16 protein-coding genes are annotated in these 19,408 nt (G+C 67.5%); 8 read left to right on the forward strand and 8 right to left on the reverse strand.

What is annotated here, in order from left to right:
- Positions 1-76 precede the first annotated feature (76 nt).
- Complete coding sequence (locus GJ698_RS14500; protein ID WP_154358324.1) at positions 77-1,774, forward strand: methyl-accepting chemotaxis protein; 1,698 nt, start codon at positions 77-79, stop codon at positions 1,772-1,774.
- Between the two features lie 15 nt (positions 1,775-1,789).
- Here GJ698_RS14500 and GJ698_RS14505 read toward each other — a convergent pair whose 3' ends face one another.
- Positions 1,790-1,945: an oxidoreductase-like domain-containing protein gene (locus GJ698_RS14505; RefSeq protein ID WP_154358325.1), complete on the reverse strand. Its 156-nt coding sequence runs from the start codon at positions 1,943-1,945 to the stop codon at positions 1,790-1,792.
- A gap of 7 nt (positions 1,946-1,952) precedes the next feature.
- Positions 1,953-4,997: a diguanylate cyclase gene (locus GJ698_RS14510; RefSeq protein ID WP_229259989.1), complete on the reverse strand. Its 3,045-nt coding sequence runs from the start codon at positions 4,995-4,997 to the stop codon at positions 1,953-1,955.
- Positions 4,998-5,204: 207 nt separating this feature from the next.
- On the opposite strand from GJ698_RS14510, the gene GJ698_RS14515 reads away from it, so the two are divergent.
- From GJ698_RS14515 to GJ698_RS14545, 7 genes are read left to right on the forward strand one after another with little or no spacing between them, the layout of a single operon-like run.
- Positions 5,205-6,689, forward strand: a complete 1,485-nt coding sequence (locus GJ698_RS14515) for a DEAD/DEAH box helicase (protein WP_154358327.1) — start codon at positions 5,205-5,207, stop codon at positions 6,687-6,689.
- Complete coding sequence (locus GJ698_RS14520) at positions 6,686-7,873, forward strand: acyltransferase family protein (RefSeq protein WP_166454866.1); 1,188 nt, start codon at positions 6,686-6,688, stop codon at positions 7,871-7,873. The genes GJ698_RS14515 and GJ698_RS14520 overlap by 4 nt, the downstream gene beginning before the upstream one ends.
- A gap of 50 nt (positions 7,874-7,923) precedes the next feature.
- The gene (locus GJ698_RS14525; protein WP_166454867.1) at positions 7,924-8,343 is read left to right on the forward strand and encodes a GtrA family protein; all 420 of its coding nucleotides are present in this window, start codon (positions 7,924-7,926) and stop codon (positions 8,341-8,343) included.
- Positions 8,343-9,641 carry an FAD-binding oxidoreductase gene (locus GJ698_RS14530; protein ID WP_154358329.1) on the forward strand — a complete coding sequence of 433 codons (1,299 nt, stop codon included), beginning with the start codon at positions 8,343-8,345 and terminating at the stop codon, positions 9,639-9,641. Before GJ698_RS14525 ends, GJ698_RS14530 begins: the two co-directional genes overlap by 1 nt.
- 1 nt (position 9,642) lies before the next feature.
- Positions 9,643-10,380 (forward strand): SDR family oxidoreductase, encoded by a 738-nt coding sequence (locus tag GJ698_RS14535; protein ID WP_154358330.1) that lies wholly within the window; start codon positions 9,643-9,645, stop codon positions 10,378-10,380.
- Positions 10,380-11,879, forward strand: coding sequence for a hypothetical protein (locus GJ698_RS14540; protein ID WP_154358331.1), 1,500 nt, complete (start codon positions 10,380-10,382; stop codon positions 11,877-11,879). Before GJ698_RS14535 ends, GJ698_RS14540 begins: the two co-directional genes overlap by 1 nt.
- Positions 11,876-13,375, forward strand: coding sequence for a hypothetical protein (locus GJ698_RS14545; protein ID WP_154358332.1), 1,500 nt, complete (start codon positions 11,876-11,878; stop codon positions 13,373-13,375). The genes GJ698_RS14540 and GJ698_RS14545 overlap by 4 nt, the downstream gene beginning before the upstream one ends.
- On the opposite strand, the gene GJ698_RS14550 is transcribed toward GJ698_RS14545, so the two are convergent.
- The 6 genes from GJ698_RS14550 to GJ698_RS30475 form a co-directional block, all read right to left on the reverse strand.
- Positions 13,368-14,825, reverse strand: coding sequence for a UbiA family prenyltransferase (locus tag GJ698_RS14550; RefSeq protein ID WP_371865312.1), 1,458 nt, complete (start codon positions 14,823-14,825; stop codon positions 13,368-13,370). The two genes, GJ698_RS14545 and GJ698_RS14550, sit on opposite strands and share 8 nt — an antisense overlap.
- Positions 14,822-15,949 carry a dTDP-4-amino-4,6-dideoxygalactose transaminase gene (rffA, locus tag GJ698_RS14555; protein ID WP_154358333.1) on the reverse strand — a complete coding sequence of 376 codons (1,128 nt, stop codon included), beginning with the start codon at positions 15,947-15,949 and terminating at the stop codon, positions 14,822-14,824. Before rffA ends, GJ698_RS14550 begins: the two co-directional genes overlap by 4 nt.
- 10 nt (positions 15,950-15,959) lie before the next feature.
- The gene (locus GJ698_RS14560; RefSeq protein WP_154358334.1) at positions 15,960-16,322 is read right to left on the reverse strand and encodes a DMT family transporter; all 363 of its coding nucleotides are present in this window, start codon (positions 16,320-16,322) and stop codon (positions 15,960-15,962) included.
- The gene (locus tag GJ698_RS14565; RefSeq protein ID WP_154358335.1) at positions 16,319-17,053 is read right to left on the reverse strand and encodes a GNAT family N-acetyltransferase; all 735 of its coding nucleotides are present in this window, start codon (positions 17,051-17,053) and stop codon (positions 16,319-16,321) included. Before GJ698_RS14565 ends, GJ698_RS14560 begins: the two co-directional genes overlap by 4 nt.
- A 4-nt stretch (positions 17,054-17,057) precedes the next feature.
- Positions 17,058-18,008 (reverse strand): glycosyltransferase family 2 protein, encoded by a 951-nt coding sequence (locus GJ698_RS14570; protein ID WP_154358336.1) that lies wholly within the window; start codon positions 18,006-18,008, stop codon positions 17,058-17,060.
- Positions 18,008-19,408 (reverse strand): hypothetical protein (locus tag GJ698_RS30475; protein ID WP_166454868.1); only part of this gene is annotated, 1,401 nt, incomplete at its 5' end. The genes GJ698_RS30475 and GJ698_RS14570, both read right to left, overlap by 1 nt.

A 19,408-nucleotide genomic window follows, 5' to 3' on the forward strand; every position in this document is an offset into this window, starting at 1 on the left:
GCAACAGCTTGTCGCTGGCACGCGCCTCCTGTTAGTTGCATACTGGATATCCGGTGCAACTATCAGGAGATCTGCCATGAAATGGTTTTACGATCTGAGAATCGCCCCCAAACTGATCGTCTCGTTCGGTGCGGTGTTGTTGCTGACGCTAATCCTGGGCATCAGCAATATGGTGTCGATGAGCCGCGTCAACCAGGCGTCGACCGACCTGGCGGACAACTGGATGCCCAGTGTGCGCGCGGTGATGGACCTGCGCACCGACGTCGGCGAGTTGCGGCGCTGGGAGCTGGCCCACCTGCTCAACGACGACGCCGTGCTGATGGCCAATTATGAGAAGCGCATGGACGAAGCGCTGGCGGCCCTGAAAAAACACCGCAGCAACTATGAGACCCTGATTTCCAGCCCCGAGGAACGGGCCCTGGCCGCCGATTTCGACAAGAGCGTGGCGGCCTATATGGGCGAGCACGACAAAATGGTGCAGCTGTCGCGCTCCGGCAACAAGGCCGAAGGACGCGCGGTGATGACCGCGTCGGCCTCGCGCATCACCGAATTCACCGACATCATCAACAAGCTGGTCAAACTGAACGTCGACGGCGGCGATGCCGCCAGCGAGGCGGCGTCGGCGGTGTACCAGAGCGCGCGCATTACCTCGGTGATCCTGCTGGTGGTGAACATCGGCATCGGCATCGTGCTGGCGCTGTGGGTGGCGCGCATCGTCGCCAGGCCGCTGCAGGAAGCCGTGTCGCTGGCGCGCGACGTGGCGGACGGCGATCTGACGCGCGACATCGACGTCAAGAGCTCCTGCGAAACCGGGCAACTGATGCAGGCGCTGAAGGACATGACCAGCAACCTGCAAAGCCTGGTCAGCCAGGTGCGCAACGGCACGGACACCATCGCCACGGCCTCGGCGGAAATCGCCAGCGGCAACCAGGACCTGTCGTCGCGCACCGAGGAACAGGCCAGCTCGCTGGAAGAGACGGCATCGTCGATGGAGGAGCTGACCAGCACCGTCAAGCAGAACGCCGACAATGCGCGCCAGGCCAACCAGCTGGCGCAATCGGCTTCCGGTATCGCGCTGAAGGGCGGCGACGTGGTGGGGCAGGTGGTGGGCACCATGGCCTCGATCAACGAATCGTCGCGCAAGATTGTCGACATTATTTCGGTGATCGATGGCATCGCCTTCCAGACCAATATCCTGGCGCTGAACGCGGCGGTGGAAGCGGCGCGCGCCGGCGAGCAGGGCCGTGGCTTCGCGGTGGTGGCGGGCGAGGTGCGCAACCTGGCGCACCGCTCGGCGGCGGCGGCCAAGGACATCAAGCTGCTGATCAGCGATTCGGTGGAGAAGGTGGAAACCGGCTCGGCACTGGTCAACCAGGCCGGCGAGACGATGCACGAGATCGTCACCAGCATCACCCGCGTGACCGACATCATGAGCGAGATCACCTCGGCCAGCGTGGAGCAGAGTTCCGGCATCGAACAGGTGAACACGGCGATCGTGCAGATGGACCAGGTGACGCAGCAGAATGCGGCGCTGGTGGAGGAGGCGGCGGCAGCGGCGGAGTCGATGCAGGAGCAGGCGGCCAAGTTGAGCGAGGTGGTCAGCGTGTTCAAGCTGCTGGCGACGGCGCAGACGGCGCCGCGTCCGGCCCCGCCGCCACGCAAGCGCGCGGTGCCGCCAGCGGTGGTGGCCAGCGCCAAGGCGCCGGCGCCGCGGTCGGCGCTGAAGAAGCCGGTCAAGGAGACCGTGGGTGGGGATGAGTGGGAGGCGTTCTGAGCGCAGCCCCTGTCGTCAGGATTGCGGCTGGCGCGCCAGCCAGTCTTTCAGGGCTTGTTGATAGCGCGTCAGCTCTTCCTGGTACAAATCTTCCACGCAGTAGACGCAGCCGCTGCTGCAGCAGTCGCCGGGAGCCGGCGGGGTGGGGGGTTGTGGCTTCGGGTCATCCATACTTGTCTCACATCGGCGGCATGGCCAGCAGCGCCATATTGCGTCCTTTTTCCTTGGCGCGGTACAGCGCGCGGTCGGCCAGTTGCACCAGGTCCTGCGGCGTGGTGTCCTCGGTCGGCACCAGCACCGCCACACCGATACTGATCGTCATGATACCGAAAGGCGACTGCTCGTGCGGCAAAGCCCGCCTGGTGAGCTCGCCGCAGATTTCTTCCGCCACGCCGAAGGCGTCGGTGGCGTCGGTGGCGGCCGCCAGCAGCGCGAACTCTTCACCGCCGTAGCGCGCCACCACATCGGTGGTGCGGCGGCCGTGGGTGGTGATCAGCTCGGCCACGGTGCGCAGCATGGCGTCGCCGGCCTGGTGGCCGTAATGGTCGTTGTACTTCTTGAAGTAGTCCACGTCCAGCATCAGCAGCGCCAGCGTCTGGCCGGTGCGCGCCGCGCGCCGCCACTCGGCCTCCAGCGCCAGATCGAAACCGCGGCGGTTGCTGACGCCGGTCAGGCCGTCGGTGGTGCTGAGCGCGGCCAGCTTGCGGTTGGATTCCTCCAGCTCGGCGGTGCGCGCCGCCACCGTCCGCTCCAGTTCGGCCTGATGCCGGGTCAGGCGGTTGATGCGGATCTTGTACGCCAGCACCAGCGAACCGACCACCAGCGCCGCCAGGCCGGAACGGAACCACCAGCGCTGCCAGAACGGCGGCGTGATGGTGATGTTCAGCGTGGCCGGCACATTGTTCCACACGCCGAGGTGGTTGGCGGCCTTGACGCGGAACACGTACTGGCCGGGATTCAGGTTGGTGTAGCTGGCGGTGCGGTGGGCGGCGTCGGTCTCCACCCAGTCGCGGTCGAAGCCCTGCAGCTGATAGGAATAGCGGTTGCCGGACGGCTCGGTGTAATGCAGCGCCGCGAACTCCAGCGCAAACACCGAGGCCTGCGACGACAGCGTCAGCGCGGTGGGCGCCGTCACCGGGCCGTCGGCCTTGACGTTCTCGGCCGGCTTGCCGTTCTGCAGCGAGTGGTTGAACACGGTGATGTCGGTGATCGCCACCTGCGGCGGTACCGAGCTGGTTTTCACTTTCGACGGCGTCACCGCCGTCATGCCGTGCACGCCGCCGAAGTACAGCGTGCCGTCGGCGCCGAACGACGAGGAGTTGACGGTGAAGCCTTCGGTCAGGCCGTCCGAGGCGGTGAACTGGGTGACCTTGCCGCTGTCCGGTTCCAGCCGGTACAGGCCGGCGATGGTGCTGCACCAGATCTTGCCGTCGTTGTCGTGCTGGATGGCGAGGATCTTCGGCGCGCGCATGGCGGCCGCGTAGGACTTGAAGGCGATCGAACCATCCGGCTTGAACACCACCAGGTCCAGCCCCTTGCTGGTGCCGACCCAGATGCGACCCTGCGCATCCTCGTGCAGGCTGGCGATGTTGTCGTCGCTGAGGCTGGCCGTGTCCTTGGATGAATGGCGGTAGTGGCGGAACTTGCCGCTGGCGGTGTCCAGCAGGTCGAGGCCGCCGCCGTTCCATTCCGAGCCGGCCCAGACGCGGCCCTGGCGGTCTTCCAGCACCGCCGAGGTGCCGTTGACGCTGCGCGAGTGCGGGTCCTGCGGATCGTTGTAGTAGATCTTGCGGGCGTCTGTCTTGATCTCGTAGCGGATCAGGCTGTTGCCGGTGGCCAGCCACAGCATGCCGCCGGCGCCGGGCGCGATGGCGTTGATGTAGTCGCTGGCGGTGTTGCCGAAGTGGATGGTCTGGAACGGGCTGTCGGGCGTCTCCAGGCGGTTCAGGCCGTTGGAGGTGCCCAGCCAAAGCGGGCCTTTGCCGTCCTCGTCCTGGTACATGCTGTAGACGATGGAGTGCGACAGCTTGCCTGGCGTCTTGTCGTCGGCGTGGTAGCTGCGCAGCACCGTGCTGGTGGCCGGATCGTACAAGCTCATGCCGACGTTACCGCCCAGCCAGATCTTGCCGTTCGGCGCGCGCGCCAGGCTCAGCAGCGCATTGCTGGCCGGCGCCGAGCGGCTGTCGATGCGGAACGGCACGTGGCGCGTGAAGCCTTCGCTGCTCAGGTTGGCCATGGCGATGCCGTCGGTGAAGGAGGCGATCCACAGCATGCCGCCGCGGTCCTGCATCACCGCGCGCAGGTTGTCGCCGGGCAGGCTGTAGGGATCGTCGGCGGCGTGCACGAACTGGTCGAACATGTCGTTGGCGTCGTTCCAGCGCAGCAGGCCGGCCGACAGCGTGGTGGCCCACAGCACGCCCTTGTTGTCGAGGCCGAAGTTGGTGATGCGACTGTAGGGCGAGGCGATCGCCTTGCGCGTGTCCCAGTCGCTCTTGCCGTCCCAGCGGATGATGCCGGACTCGGTGCCGATCCACAGCGCGCCGCCGTTGTCGAACTGCAGCGCGCGGACGATGTTGACGCGGGCGTCCGGCTTGGCGGCCGGATCGACCTGGTGGTGGCGGAACTTTTTCGCGCCGGGCGCCAGGTAATCCAGCCCGCCGGGCCAGGTGCCGATCCAGACGCCGCCCTTGGCGTCCAGCGCCAGCGCGTTCAGGTCGTTGCTGGCCAGGCTGTCGGGATCGTTGTCGCTGTGGGCGTAGACGGCGTCGAACTTGCCCTGGGCCGGATCGAAGTGCTGCAGGCCGCCCCAGGTGCCGATCCAAAGGCCGTCCTTGCCGTCGGAAATGATGTTCTTGACGATGCGGTGGTTCTTTGGCGCCAGCTCGGTGGTGAAGGTGGTGAAGTTGTTGGTCTCGGGATTGAAGCGCGCCAGGCCGTTCTGGGTCGCGGCCCACACCCGGCCCTGCTTGTCCTCGAAGATGGCCGAGACGCGGTCGTGCGGCAGGCTGGTCGGGTCGGACGGGTTGTTGGTGTACTTGACCGCCTGGTAGCCGTTATAGCGGTACAGGCCGTTGGTGTGGGTGCCGACCCAGACAAAGCCCTTGCGGTCCTGGATCAGCGACAGCATCGACGGTTCGTCGCCGCCGAGGGGGCCGAGTTTCTTGAAGCGCAATGACGGCGCCGGCGCGGCGCCGGCGACGCCCGGTGGCAGCAGGGGAGCCAAAAAGGATGCCAGCAGGCAGACAAGCAGGAGGCGGCGTAACGTCGAGAGAGACACGGGCATGGCAGGGGTACGCATTCATCCAGATTCAGGTCAGCCGGCTATTATACATGCCATTGATGCAATAGTTTCAGCATAAACCTGGCGGTTTTTAGCGCAGTTGCCAGAAATTAGGGTATAGTTTACGGCGCTTCACCATCCGTCCACATTATGTCCGATACCGAGATCACTACCCCGTCCCCATCCGAGCAGCCTGTCGTTGCCGCCCCAGCCACCGTGCGCTTCGCCGATTTCGGCCTGTCGCCGGACATCCTGCGTGCGCTGAACGACCAGGGCTACGAGCACCCGACGCCGATCCAGGCGCAGGCCATTCCTGTGCTGCTGCAAGGCCGCGACGTCATGGGCGCGGCCCAGACCGGTACCGGCAAGACCGCCAGCTTCTCGCTGCCGATCATCCAGATGCTGCTGGCCCACGCCAGCGCCAGCACCTCGCCGGCGCGCCATCCGGTGCGCGCGCTGATCCTGACGCCGACCCGCGAACTGGCGGTGCAGGTGGCCGAGAACGTCAAGGCTTACGCCCAGCACACGCCGCTGCGCTCGACCGTGGTGTTCGGCGGCATGGACATGAAGCCGCAGACCGTGATCCTGAAGGGCGGCGTCGAAATCGTCATCGCCACCCCGGGCCGCCTGCTGGACCACGTGGAGCAGAAGAACATCAGCCTGGGCCAGGTGCAGATGCTGGTCATGGACGAAGCCGACCGCATGCTGGACATGGGCTTCCTGCCGGACCTGCAGCGCATCATCAACCTGCTGCCGAAGAAGCGCCAGAACCTGATGTTCTCGGCGACCTTCTCGCCGGAAATCAAGAAGCTGGCCAACACCTTCCTGACCGACCCGATCACCATCGAAGTGGCGCGCAGCAACCAGACCGCCGACAAGGTCACCCAGGTGGTCTATAAAATCGCCGAGAACCAGAAGCATGCGCTGACCGCGCACCTGCTGCGCCAGCGCGAACTGAAGCAGGTGATCATCTTCTCCAACACCAAGATCGGCGCCTCGCGCCTGGCGCGCGAGCTGGAACGCGAAGGCATGAAGGCGGTCGCCATCCACGGCGACAAGACGCAGCAGGAGCGCATGGCCGCCCTGGACGCGTTCAAGAAGGGCGAGATCGACATCCTGGTGGCGACCGACGTGGCCGCGCGCGGCCTGGACATCTCCGACCTGCCGTGCGTGATCAACTACGACCTGCCGTACAACGCCGAAGACTATGTGCACCGCATCGGCCGCACCGGCCGCGCCGGCGCCTCGGGCGACGCCATTTCGATCTACTCGGACAAGGACGAGCGCCTGCTGGCCGACATCGAAAAACTGATCAAGCAGACCATCAAGCGCGGCGAGCCGCAAGGCTTCAACCCGGCGCCGAGCTTTGCCGACGAGCGCGGCGAACGCCGTCCGCGCCGCAGCGAAGACCTGGGCCGCGCCCCGGCCGGCCGCGGCGCCGAACGCGGCGAACGTCCGCCGCGCAGCCTCGGCGGCGGCGGTCCGCCACGCCGCGAGAAGGTCGATCCATGGTTTTTGAAACCCTACGAGCCCACCAAGGCCGCCCCGGCGCCCAGCGCCACGGCCAGCACCAGCGGCATCACCAAGGCCAAGCCGAAGCTGGCCTTCCTGCTGGGCGGCGCGCCCAAGCCTTGAACCAGACCGCGCTGCCCGCCGAGGCCGAGCGGCTGCTGTTTCTCGATGGCCTGCGAGCGCTGGCGGCCTTGTGGGTGATGTTTGGCCACATCTATTTGTTTGCCGTCGGCTGGCAGGCGCAGACCTTCTGGGCCGCTCTGCCCTTAAACCTGCTGATGTATATGCACCTGGGCGTCGATATCTTCCTGGTGCTGTCCGGCTACTGCCTGGCGCTGCCGGCGGTGCGCCATGGCTACCGGGTTGCCGCCGGCTGGTCGTCATTCTTCACCGCCCGCGCGTTCCGCATCCTGCCGCCTTACATGGCCACGCTGGCCCTGATCCTGCTGGTCAACTGCTTCGTGCCGCTGGCGGCATGGGGCCGCCATGACCTGGGGCTGACCGCCACCATGTCCAGCCAGGTCTGGTGGAGCAACCTGTTGCTGCTGCAGGATATCTACGGCCAGTACAACAACATCAACGGGGCGTTCTGGAGCATCGCCTGCGAGTGGCACCTGTACTTCACCTTTCCTCTGCTGATCTGGCTGCTGCGCCGCTACGGCCTGGGCGTGCTGCTGGCGGTGAGCATTGCGCTGGCCTGGGGCCTGACCCGGCTGTCGGGCGCCTATCCGCGCCTGCCGCTGCTGGACGCCTCGGTGCCGCAGCCGCCGTATTTCATCGCGCTGTTTGTGCTCGGCATCGCCGCCGCCGCGCTGGCGCACGGCCAGCCGTTTGCGGCGTGGCGCGCGCAGATGCAGCGCCATGCGTGGGTGGCGGCCGCCATGCTGCTGGCGCTGCTGGCGGGGGTGATACACCATTATTTCATCGTTGATCCCGCCAGCGCGGTCAAATTCGCCGGCCGCTTCGCGCTGGTCGATCCGCTGACCGGCGCCTTCAGCGCGGCCCTGCTGGTGGCGCTGAGCGGGCTGGCGCCGGGCCGGCCGCTGCGCCGCCTGTTCGAGCAGCGTGCGCTGGTGCGCATCGGCGGCTTTTCCTACTCGCTGTACCTGGTCCACATCCCGATCGTGGCGTCGGTGTTCCAGGGCCTGCTGCAACTGCCGGCCTATGCCAACCTGGGCTCCCTGCCGAAATTTTTCGGACTGGCGCTGCTGGCCGCGCCGCTGTGCCTGGGCTTTGCCTACGGCTTCGCGCGCGTGTTCGAGCGCCGCATCCACTGGCGCCCACGCCGTCGCGGCGCACCGGCCTGACGCCGCCCACCACCCGCCGCGCGCGGCGATGCGGTATTATGCAATCCGATATGATTGACATATTTGACATGAAACTGGCCCGTACCTATCTGTTGCTGGCGATCCTCGCCACGCTGTTCAACATCGCCGTGCAGGATCTGTCCACGCGCGTATATGCCGGTCCGTATGACCTGGCGCTGGCGGCGGTGGCCGGCACCGCCGCCGGCCTGGTGTTCAAGTATGTGCTGGACAAGCGCTACATCTTCCGCTTCAAGGCCGACAACCTGGGCCACGACAGCCGCGTATTCGTGCTGTACGCCACGGCAGGCCTGGTCACGACGGCGGTTTTCTGGGGCTTCGAATTCGGCTTCAATTATGTATTCGACAGCCGTGAGGGCCGCTACCTCGGCGCCGCACTGGGTCTGGCCATCGGCTATCTGTGCAAGTACCAGCTCGACAAGCGCTACGTGTTCCGCGCGGCGGCCGCCTGATGCGCATTCACGGCTGGGGACGTTATCCGGTGGTCGAGGCCGACGTGCTGGCGCCGGCCAGCGCCAGCGCCACGGCGCGCCTGCTGGCCGCCCGCCATGGCACGGCGCTGATCGCGCGCGGCCTGGGCCGCAGCTATGGCGACAGCGCGCTGGCGCCGCTGGTGATCGACAACACGCGGCGCCACCTGCTGCTGGACTTCGACGCCGCCAGCGGCATCCTGCGCTGCGAAGCCGGCGCCACGCTGGACGACCTGCTGGAAGTGCTGCTGCCGCAGGGCTGGTTCCTGCCGGTGACGCCCGGCACCAGGTATGTCACGGTGGGCGGCGCGGTCGCCAGCGATGTGCACGGCAAGAACCACCACCTGGATGGCTGCTTCAGCGCCCATGTGCTGTCGTTTGAACTGCTGCTGGCCGATGGCAGCGTGCTGCAGTGCGCGCGCGACGTCCATCCGGAACTGTTCCGCGCCACCTGCGGCGGCATGGGCCTGACCGGCATTCTGCTGACGGTCACGCTGCGGATGCGGCGCGTGCGCAGCGCCTACATCGAGCAGACCACGCTGCGCGCCGGCTCGCTGGCCGAGGTGCTGGCGCTGTTCGAGCAGCACCGCAGCGCCAGCTACTCGGTGGCCTGGATCGACTGCGTCACCGCCGGCGCGCGGCTGGGCCGCTCGCTGCTGATGCTGGGCGAGCATGCGGACGAAGGCGGACTGGCGCCGCTGCCCCGGCGCAGCCGCAGTCTGCCGCTCGACCTGCCGCCGCAACTGCTGAACCGCCACACCATCGGCGCCTTCAACACGCTGTACTACCACCAGCCGCGCAGCGCGCAGGCGCGCGTGCATTACCAGCCGTACTTCTATCCGCTCGACGGCCTGCTGCACTGGAACCGCCTGTACGGCAAGGCCGGCTTTGTGCAGTACCAGTTCGTCATCCCGCGCGCGGCCGGCACGCAGGCGCTGCATGCCATCGTGGCGCGCATCGCCGCGTCGGGACGCGGCTCGTTCCTGGCGGTGCTGAAAACCTTCGGCCCCGCCAACGACAATTACCTGTCGTTCCCGATGGAGGGCTACACGCTGGCGCTGGACTTCAAATTGCAGCATGGCCTGCTTGAACTGCTGAATGAACTCGACGCCATGGTGCTGGCTGCCGGCGGCCGCCACTACCTGGCCAAGGATGCGCGCATGAGCGCCGCCACCTTCCAGCACAGCTATCCGCAACACCGCGCCTTCCAGCAGGTGCGGCGCGACTACGGCGCCATCGGCGCCTTCGCCTCCTGCCAATCCAACCGTCTTGGACTCTGACATGCAAAAAATCCTCATCATCGGCGCCACCTCGGCCATCGCGGAGGCCACCGCGCGCCGCTTTGCCCAGCGCGGCGACGCCCTGTACCTGCTGGCGCGCAATGGCGAGCGTCTCGACGCGCTGCTGGCCGACCTGAAGATTCGCGGCGCGGCAAGCACCGCCGGCGCGTGCTTCGACGCCAACGACTTTGCCCGCCACGCCGCCGCCATCGAAGACGCCGCCGGCGCGCTGGGCGGTCTCGACACGGTGCTGATCGCGCACGGCACGCTGCCCGACCAGCAAGCCTGCCAGGCCGACGCCGCGCTGGCACTGCAGGAGATCAGCACCAATGCGCTGAGCGTGATCTCGCTGCTGACCATCATCGCCAACCGTTTCGAAGCGCAGCGCCGCGGCGTCATTGCGGTGATCGGCTCGGTGGCGGGCGACCGCGGCCGCCAATCCAACTACGTCTACGGCAGCGCCAAGGGCATGCTGGCGGTGTTCCTCCAGGGCTTGCGCAACCGCCTGTTCAAGGCCGGCGTGCACGTGCTGACCATCAAGCCCGGCTTTGTCGATACGCCGATGACGGCCGCCTTCCCGAAAGGGCCGTTGTGGGCCACGCCGGAGCAGGTGGCCGGCGCCATCGTCAAGGCCATGGATGGCCGCCGCAACGTGCTCTACACGCCATTCTTCTGGCTGGGCATCATGACCGTCATCCGCGCGATTCCGGAGGCCGTCTTCAAGAAGCTGAGCCTGTGATGCGGCGTGTTTCGCAACTTGCGCTGGCCGTTTTGCTGGGACTGCTGGCGGTCGGCGCCATGACCGTGATCTATCTGCAGCAGGCGGTCGATCCGCTGATGTTCTTCAATTCGGACGCGCTGTATTTGCCGGCGCTGTACCACGACGTGCTGGTGCGCGGCGGCCACCTGAACCAATGGTATCTGACGCCCGCGCCGTACTTCTTCCCGGACTGGCTGCTGTACTTTGGCGCGCGCGGCGTGGCTGGCGACACCTATCACGCGCTGGCCGTGCTGATGGCGGTGCAGGCGCTGGCGCTGTGGGGGCTGCTGCTGCTGCTGGTGCGCCGCCAGGCGCCGCTGCTGCAGGCGGCGGCGGCCGCCACCGCCGCCACCGCGATGGTGTGCTTTGCCGCCAGCCGCGCCGGCTATCCCTACGCCTATGTGATGTTGGGCAGCTACCACTTCGGCACCTTCCTGATGGTGCTGGCCGGCCTGCTGCTGGTGCTGCGCCGTTCGGTGCCGGGCCTGGCGCTGCTGGTGGCCGCCACCGTGCTGTCGGACCGCCTGTATGCGCTGCAGTTCGTGCTGCCCGCGCTTGGCATGCTGCTGTTGCTGCGCAAGGATTTCCCGCAGTGGCGCCGCCTGTGCCTGGCCATGCTGGCCGGCTGCGTCGCCGGCGTGCTGCTGTATAAACTCAAGCTGCTGGTGCCGAACAGCGCCAGCATGCCGTGGAAGCTGGCGCCGGCGTTTGCCGCCGTCCGCGTGCAGGAATTGCTGGACGTGTTTAGCGCGCTGCGCGGACCGTGCGCGCCGCTGGCCTGGTACGTGGCGCTGTACTACCTGTTGCTGCTGTCGCTGGCGCCGGGCACCTTGCTGGGCCGGGGCCGCTGGCGCCTGGCCCGGCCGGAAGCCGCGTGGCTGGGCATGTTCAACCTGTCCGCCACGGCCGGCCTGCTGCTGGTGATGGCGCTGTCGTCGGCGCCGGCCACCACCCGCTATCTGATCCCGATGTTCGTGCTGCCGCTGGTGCTGGGGCCGGTGCTGCTGTTCGCATCGTGGCGCGCGCGCCAGCCGGCGCTGCTGGAATTGTCGCAGTCGCTGTTGCTGGGACTTGCCGCCGTGGCGGGCGCAGGCATGGCGCATACGATCTCGACCGGCGGCGCGCTGAAGCAGGAATATTATCCGGCGCCGGTGGCCTGCATCGACCGCGTGCTGGCGCAGTACGATCTGCAGCACGGTTTTGGCGGCTACTGGGACGCTGGCTGGCTGGCCATGAACAGCCACCGCCAGCCCAGCGTGGCGCCGGTCAAGCCGGACCTGCAACGGTTGAACTGGATCACCAGCATGGCCAACTTCCGCGACCGCTATGACTTTGCGCTGGCCGCGCCGCAGGCCAGCGATGGCGACCGGCCATCGCAGTCCACGGTGGTGGCGCTGAACGGCGCGCCGCTGGCGGTGGTCGGCTGCGGCCCGTTGAATGTGCTGGTCTACCCGCGCGCCGGCGCGCGCATCCAGTGAAACGCCTGCTCGAACGCCATGGCCTGCCGCTGCTGGCGGCGCTGTGCATCGGGCTGACGCTGCTGGCCGCCGTGCTGTGGTATCTGCAACTGAAGGCGGATGTGGCGCTGCTGTTCCATTCCGACAGCGACTACCTGCCGGCGCTGTACCACGATCTGGTCGAGCAGGGCGGACGCCTGTCGCAGTGGAATCTGACGCCGGCGCCATCGTTCCTGCCGGACTGGCCGCTGTTCTTCCTGGCGCGCTGGGCGGCCGGCGATTTCTTCCACGCGCTGCCGGCCTATTTTGTGCTGCAAGGGCTGTTGCTGTTCGCGCTGATGCTGTGGCTGGCGCGCGCCCTCATCGACGCCCGCCAGGCGCTGGCCACGGCGAGCTGCGCCACCGTGCTGGTGTTCTACTGGGCGATGCACGCCATCTCGCCTTACATCTATTTCTACCTGAGCGCGTTCCATTGCGGCGTGTTCCTGCTGTTGCTGCTGTCGCTGCGGCTGGAGTTCCGGCAGTCCTGCTGGCTGCTGGGCGGCGTGGCCATGCTGGCGGCCTTGTCGGACCGCCTGTACCTGCTGCAATACACGCTGCCGGCGGTGCTGACGCTGGCCGCGCTGCATTGGCGCCAGCGCTTGCCGTGGAAGCGCCAGGCGCTGGCGATCGTGCTTGGCTCGCTGATCGGCGTGCGGCTGTACCGGCTGGTGGCGCACGCGCTGACGCTGCCGTGGATGATGTCGCTGGATGCGGTCGCGCTCAATCTGCCGCAGCTGGGACGGATACTGGACGAGACCTGGCACTATGCGCCGGCCTGCCTGGCGCTGCTGATGATGTACTACCTGGTATTGAGCGCGCTGCTGGCCGGCGCCTTGCTGGGGCGTGGCTGGCGCCTGCGCCAGCCATTGGCGGCGCGGCTGGCGCTGTTCAACTGGCTGTCGATGGCGGGCACCCTGGCGGCGGTGCTGCTGTCGGCCAATACGCCGACAGTGCGCTACTTCATTCCCGCCTATGTGCTGCCGCTGCTGGTGGCGCCGGTGCTGCTGTACACCAGTCTGCCGCAGCATTGGCATCGCCACCTGACGGCGGCGCTGTTGCTGTGCGCGGTGTGGCTGACGCAGTCCATGCTGCTGCCGGTGCTGCGCGACCTCGGCGCCACGCAGCGGACCTACTATCCGCCGCAGGTGGCGTGCATGGATGGGGCGATCGCGCAATATGGCCTGCAGTACGGCATGTCCAATTACTGGGACGCCAAGCGCTTCGGCATGCTGAGCCGCCATCCGCGCATGATCGCGCCGTACACCAAGGAGCTGGAACCGATGCACTGGATAACCAGCGAGTCGGTATTCCGCCGGTCCTATGATTTCGTGCTGGTGGGCCACGGGCAGGAACTGGACGTGCTGGACGCCGGGACGCTGATCCGCCAGAACGGCGCGCCGGCCGCGCGGATCGACTGCGGAACCTTCGACCTGCTGGCCTATCCTGGCGGCGGCCTGAAAAACGGTTTCAGGTAGCGGACCAGAAAATCAGCGCGAACAGCGCGCCGACCACCAGGCTGGTGCGGTCCTTGAGGGCAAACACCACCGGATCGTCGTGCATCTCGCCGCGATGGGTCAGCATCCAGATGCGGGTGACCCACAGCAGCAGCAGCGGGCAGGCCAGCCAGATCAGCTGCGGCTGGCGATACAGCGCCATGGTGGCGCGGTCCTGCGTATACAGCGCCAGCACCAGCACGCTCAGATAGCCGGACGCCGCGCCCAGCGATGCGATCATTTCCAGGTCGCCGGGGAAGTAGCCGCGCCCGCGCGCCTGATGGGTGTCGCCGCGATGGCGCGCCACGCGCAGCTCGGCGTAGCGCTTCACCAGCGCCAGACTGAGGAACATGAACATGGAGAACGCCAGCATCCAGAACGTCAGCGGCACGCCGAACGCGGCGCCGCCGGCAATCAGGCGCAGCGTGTACAGGCCCGCCAGCGTGATGGCGTCCAGCGCCATCAGCCGCTTCAGGTACAGCGAATAAGCCAGGGTCAGCACGTAATACGCCAGCAGCACGGCGCTGAACCGCCACGGCAGCAGCGTCAATCCCAGCGCGAAGGCCGCCCCCAGCAGCAGCGGCGTCAGCAGGATGCCGGCCAGCAGCGGCAGCTGGCCGGAGGCGAACGGCCGCCGGCGCTTGCTGTGGTGGTGGCGGTCGTCGTCCAGGTCCAGCAGGTCGTTCAGCAGGTAGACGCTGGAGGCGCACAGGCTGAAGCAGATAAAGGCCAACACCCCGGCCAGCAGGTGCTGCGGCTGGTGCGCCTGATGGGCCGCCAGCAGCGGCAGGAAAATCAGCAGGTTCTTGGCCCATTGGTGCAGGCGCATGGCGCGCAGGCCGGCGCGCAACTGCTGCAGTGGCGCTGGCGGCGGCAGCACCGCGGCGACATTGCCCTGCGCCGCGGCGCGCCGTTGCAGCCGGCCGCCGGCGCTCACCACGTAGGCGTGCCGCGCGCCGGCCCATACCGGCAGATCGTCGGCGGCGTTGCCGGCGTAATCGTAGCCTTGTGCGCCATACCGTTGCAGCAGGCGGTCGCGCTTGCGTTCGGCCGATAGATTGACCGCGCCCTCGCTGGCCAGCACCTCGTCAAACAGCTGCAGGTGCGCGGCGATGCGGTCGGCATACAGCCGATGGCTGGCGGTGGCCAGCACGATGCGGCGTCCGGCCGCCCGTTCGCGCCCGATCAGGTCCAGCACCCGCTGGTCGTAGGGCAGGGCGGTGACGTCCAGCTCCACCGATTGCGCCAGGCGCTGCTTGAGATGGACCTTGCCGCCGGCCAGCCAGGCGAGCGGCGCCAGCATCTGCAGCGGCCTGGTGCGGACATGCGCCAGCGCCGATTCGAGCAGCAGATCGGAACGCAGCAGCGTGCCGTCCAGATCGATGACCAGCGGCGGCTCGGCCGCGCGCGGTGGCCGGGTGTCGCCGCTCACAGCGCCTCGCGCAGCGCGCGCAGCACGCGCTCCTGTTCCGCCTCCAGCCCCACCCACAGCGGCAGCCGCAGCAGGCGGTCGGACAGCTGGTCGGTGTGCGTCATGGCGCCGTGCTGGCGGCTGTTCTTGACGCCATAAGGCGCGCTGTGCAATGGCACGTAGTGGAACACGCAGTTGACGCCCTGCCGCTTCATGTCGGCGATGACCTGGGTGCGCTGTTCCAGCGAGTCCAGCAGGATGTAGTACATATGGGCGTTGTGGCGGCAGTCCGGCGGCAGCAGCGGCCGGCGCAGCTTGCCGGCCGCTTCCAGCGGCGCCAGCGCCGCGTGGTAGTGGTCCCACAGCGCCAGCCGGCGCGCGGTGATGCTTTCCGCCTCTTCCATCTGGGCCCACAGGAAGGCGGCGATCACTTCGCCCGGCAGGTAGGACGAGCCGATGTCGACCCAGGTGTATTTGTCCACCTGGCCGCGGAAGAACTGGCTGCGGTTGGTGCCCTTCTCGCGGATGATCTCGGCGCGTTCGGCCAGTTGCGGATCGTTGACCAGCAGGGCACCGCCTTCGCCGGCGATGACGTTCTTGGTCTCGTGGAAGGAATAGGCGCCCAGGTGGCCGATGCTGCCCAACTGCCGGCCCTTGTAGGTCGACATGATGCCCTGCGCCGCGTCTTCGATCACGATCAGCTGGTGGCGGGCGGCGATGTCCATGATGGTGTCCATCTCGCAGGCCACGCCGGCATAGTGGACCGGCACGATGACCTTGGTGCGGGCGGTGATCGCCGCCTCGATCTTGGTCTCGTCGATATTCAGCGTGTCGGGGCGGATGTCGACAAACACCGGCACCGCGCCGCGCATCACGAACGCGTTGGCGGTGGAGACGAAGGTGTAGGACGGCATGATGACTTCATCGCCCGGCTGCAGTTCGGCCAGCAGCGCCGCCATTTCCAGCGCGGCGGTGCAGGAATGGGTCAGCAGCGCGCGGCGGGCGCCGGTGCGCTGCTCCAGCCAGCCGTGGCACTGCTTGGTGAACTGGCCGTCGCCGGACAGGTGGCCGTTGGTGTGGGCCTGGGCGATGTACCACAGCTCGCGGCCGGTCATGAAGGGTTTGTTGAACGGGATCGGTTGCATGGGGGGTCCTTTAGCCTTGGGCGGCGACGACGGTGCCGAGGCAGATCAGCGCCACGCCGGCCAGGCGGGTGACGGACATCGGTTCATTGAACAGCCAGGCGCTCAGGCCCAGGACGATGACGAAATTCAGCGCCATGAACGGATAGGCATGGCTCAGCTGGAATTTGCTCATGGCGCCCATCCAGGTCACCGAGGCCAGGAAGGCGGCGGCAAAGGCGGCGATGATCCACGGATTGAGCAGCAGCTTGAACAGGAACAGCAGCTTGTCGCTGCCGGCCGCCGGCAGCGCGCCGGCCTTCAGCACCTGCATCTTGATGGCGATCTGGCCGAACACGGTCAGCGCGATGGTGGCGATGATGTACAGGTAATTCATGGGTTTTCTCCGTACCACTGGTGGAAGGTGTAATAGCTGGACGACGGTTCGAAGCCGAGCCGGCACCAGACCTTCTGCACCGCCAGGTTGACCACCTGGGTGGAGACGGTCATGGCGCTGAAGCCGTGCGCCTGTCCCCAGTGCTGGGCCTGCTGCATCAGCGCCTGGTACAGGCGGCGGCCCTGGTGCTGCGGATGGACGCCGAACAGCACGCCTTCGAGCAGCGCGGCGCCGCGGTCCTTCAGCGTGGCGAAGGCCGCCAGCTTGCCGTCGTGTTCGATCAGCAGCACGGCATCGGCCACCGCCGGGTTGCGGCAGGAGTTGGCGGCCCAGTCTTCGTACACGGCGTCGGCCGTGGCGCGGTCGAGGCGGGCGTCGGCGTGGTAATGGCCGGCGTAGCCGCTGAAGGTCAGCGCCGCCAGCGCCGCCACGTCATCGGCGTCGGCGGCGCTTGCCAGCCGCCAGCGGTAGCCGTCCGGCAGCAGCGCGGCTTCCGGCGCCAGCGCGCGGCGGCTGTAGTACAGCAGCGTATCGGTGAGAAAGGCGCCTTGCTGTTCCAGCTGCTGCACCAGCGTCACCGCGCTGGTCGGCACGCGCGCGATCAGCATCCGCACCGCTTGCTGGCGGCACCAGCCGGCCAGCGCCGCGACGCTGTCGTCCGGCTGCAGCGCGGCCTTGGCGGTGATCACGCCGAAGCGCTCCAGGTCCATCTGCGACAGGGAAATATCCATCGGCTCAGTCCTCGCGCAGCACGGTGTTGGGGGTGGCGCGGCGCACGATGTACAGCGGGCGCTTCTTGGCCTCGTCGAAGGTCTTGCCCAGGTAGATGCCGAGGATGCCGAGGATGCCGATGATCAGGCCGCCGATGAAGTACAGCGAGACGATCAGGCTGGACCAGCCGGCGATCGGCGAACGGTGCACCAGCGACGACGCCAGCAGGTACAGGCCGAACGCCAGCGACACCGCCGCCATCGCCATGCCCAGCGTGGCGGCCATGCGCAGCGGCTTGTCGGAATAGGCCAGGATGGTGTCCATCGCCAGCCGCCACAGCTTGGCGAAGGTGTAGGAGGACTTGCCCTCGGCGCGCTCGGCGTGCTGCACCTGGATGCCAGTGGTCGGGAAGCCCATCCACTGCACATGGCCGCCGAAGAAGCGCAGCTGCTCGCGCATGCGCACGAAGTTTTTCACCACCTGGCGCGACATGATGCGGAAATTGCCGCTGTCGCCGTCGATGTCGAGGTCGGCCAGGTAGCTGAACAGGCGGTAATACAGCCACGAGGTGGCGCGCTTGAGCAGCGGGTCCTGGCGCTTGCCGCGCAGCGCCAGCACCACGTCGTAGCCTTCCCGCGCCTTGGCGTACAGGCGCGGAATTTCTTCCGGCGCGTCCTGCAGGTCGCAGTCCATCACCACCACCCAGTCGCCGCGGCACTGGTCCATGCCGGCGGTGATGCCGTAGTGCTGGCCGAAGTTGCGCGAGAACTGCAGGCCGACCACGCGCGGGTCGGTCCGCGCCAGGCGCTCGATGACGTCCCACGAGCGGTCGCCGCCGCAGTCCTCCACCAGCACGATTTCAAACTGCGGGCTGACGGTTTCCAGCGCGTCGCGCAGGCGGGTGTACAACTCGTCGAGCATGTTCTCGGCCTTGTAGACCGGGATCACGACCGAGATTAAAGGTGTTGCTGACATTACTGTTTCTCCGAAGCGGTAGGGATGCGGGCGACGTCGATGCCGCTCAGCGCAAAGCGGCCGCGGCCGCTGGTAAAGGCGCGGAATTCGACCATGTCCAGCGTGCTGGCGGTGTCGAAGCGCAAGGTGATGCGTTGCTTGCCGGCCGCCATCACGGTCTGGCGTGCGTGGACCATGTTGCCGGCCTGCGTGACCACGTCGAGCATGCCGAAGTCGCCGGCGTCGGCGCCGCTGGTTTCGATGTCGAAGCTGACCGCGTAAGCACCGCGGCCGAGGATGCGCATCGGGCCGAAATGCAGGTTGCCTGTCTCGCCCGGCTGCGCCACCATGGCGCCGTCCTGCAGCGTGCCGCGCTGGTGCAGCGTGTGCTCGTCCATCGGGTAATGCTGCGGCTGCCGGACGTCGATGTCCCAGCCCGGCAGCGCCGCCGCCAGGTTGCGCGGATAGACCAGGATCGTGGCGTCCTGGTAGTGCAGGCGGCGCGGCGCGCCGGCGTAGCCGGTCAGCAGCGGCAAATTCAGCGCCGCCAGCTCGCTGTCGCGCAGCATCAGAAAGGTTGGGCCCTGCCAGGCGGCCGGCGTGTACCAGCGGTTGGAACTGAGTTTGCGGGTCGGCATCGGCAGGCCGCGCTCGACCGCCACCGGGCGGATGCGCACGGCGCCGCTGCTCAGGACCGTGATCTTGCCGGCGCTCCAGAACGTGGCGTAACCGTATTGCAGGCCCTGCTGCTGCAGGAACTCGCCCAGCTGCTGGTCCGGGGTTTTCAGGAGCGCGCCATGGTGCGGCATGCCGATCACTTCGTTGTACGGATACAGGTAGGCGGTCGGCGCGCTGGTGGCCAGCAGCGCGATGGACGCCAGGCCGGCGTAGCGCGTCAGCGGCGCCAGCGGGTGACGGTCGACCATCAGGCCGGCAAAGATCAGCAGCATGGTCAGCAGCGATGGCACCAGGTAGCGCACCGAGGCGGTCGGCGCGCTCATGTCGGCCAGCGAGGTGGTCAGCATCATGAACAGGTTGGCGGCAAAGGTCATGCCGGCAAACACCACCACCAGCTGGCGCGGCCCGCGCTGCCAGCGCAGCGCGCGGTACAAGCACCATGGCAGCATGAATGCCAGCAGCAGCGCGCTGACCAGACGCAGCGCCGCATAGCCGCCGGCCAGCGAGACCACCTTGCCGTCCGCGCGCGGCAGGCCGTCGAACAAACCGGTCACGCCTTCGATCACCGCCAGCAGATTGTGCAGCATGCCATTGAAGTCCAGCCAGTGCAGCATGGTCAGGCCGAGGTTGTTGTTGACGCGCGCCAGCGTGTAGCTGCTGAGCGCGATGCCGGCCAGCGCGCCGCCCAGCACCACGCCCATCGCGCGGGCCTGGCGCCAGTCGGCGGCGGCGCCGTCGGCGCG

Origin of the sequence: Duganella aquatilis, from assembly GCF_009674565.1 — a bacterium.
In the GTDB taxonomy this organism is placed as follows: domain Bacteria; phylum Pseudomonadota; class Gammaproteobacteria; order Burkholderiales; family Burkholderiaceae_D; genus Rugamonas; species Rugamonas aquatilis.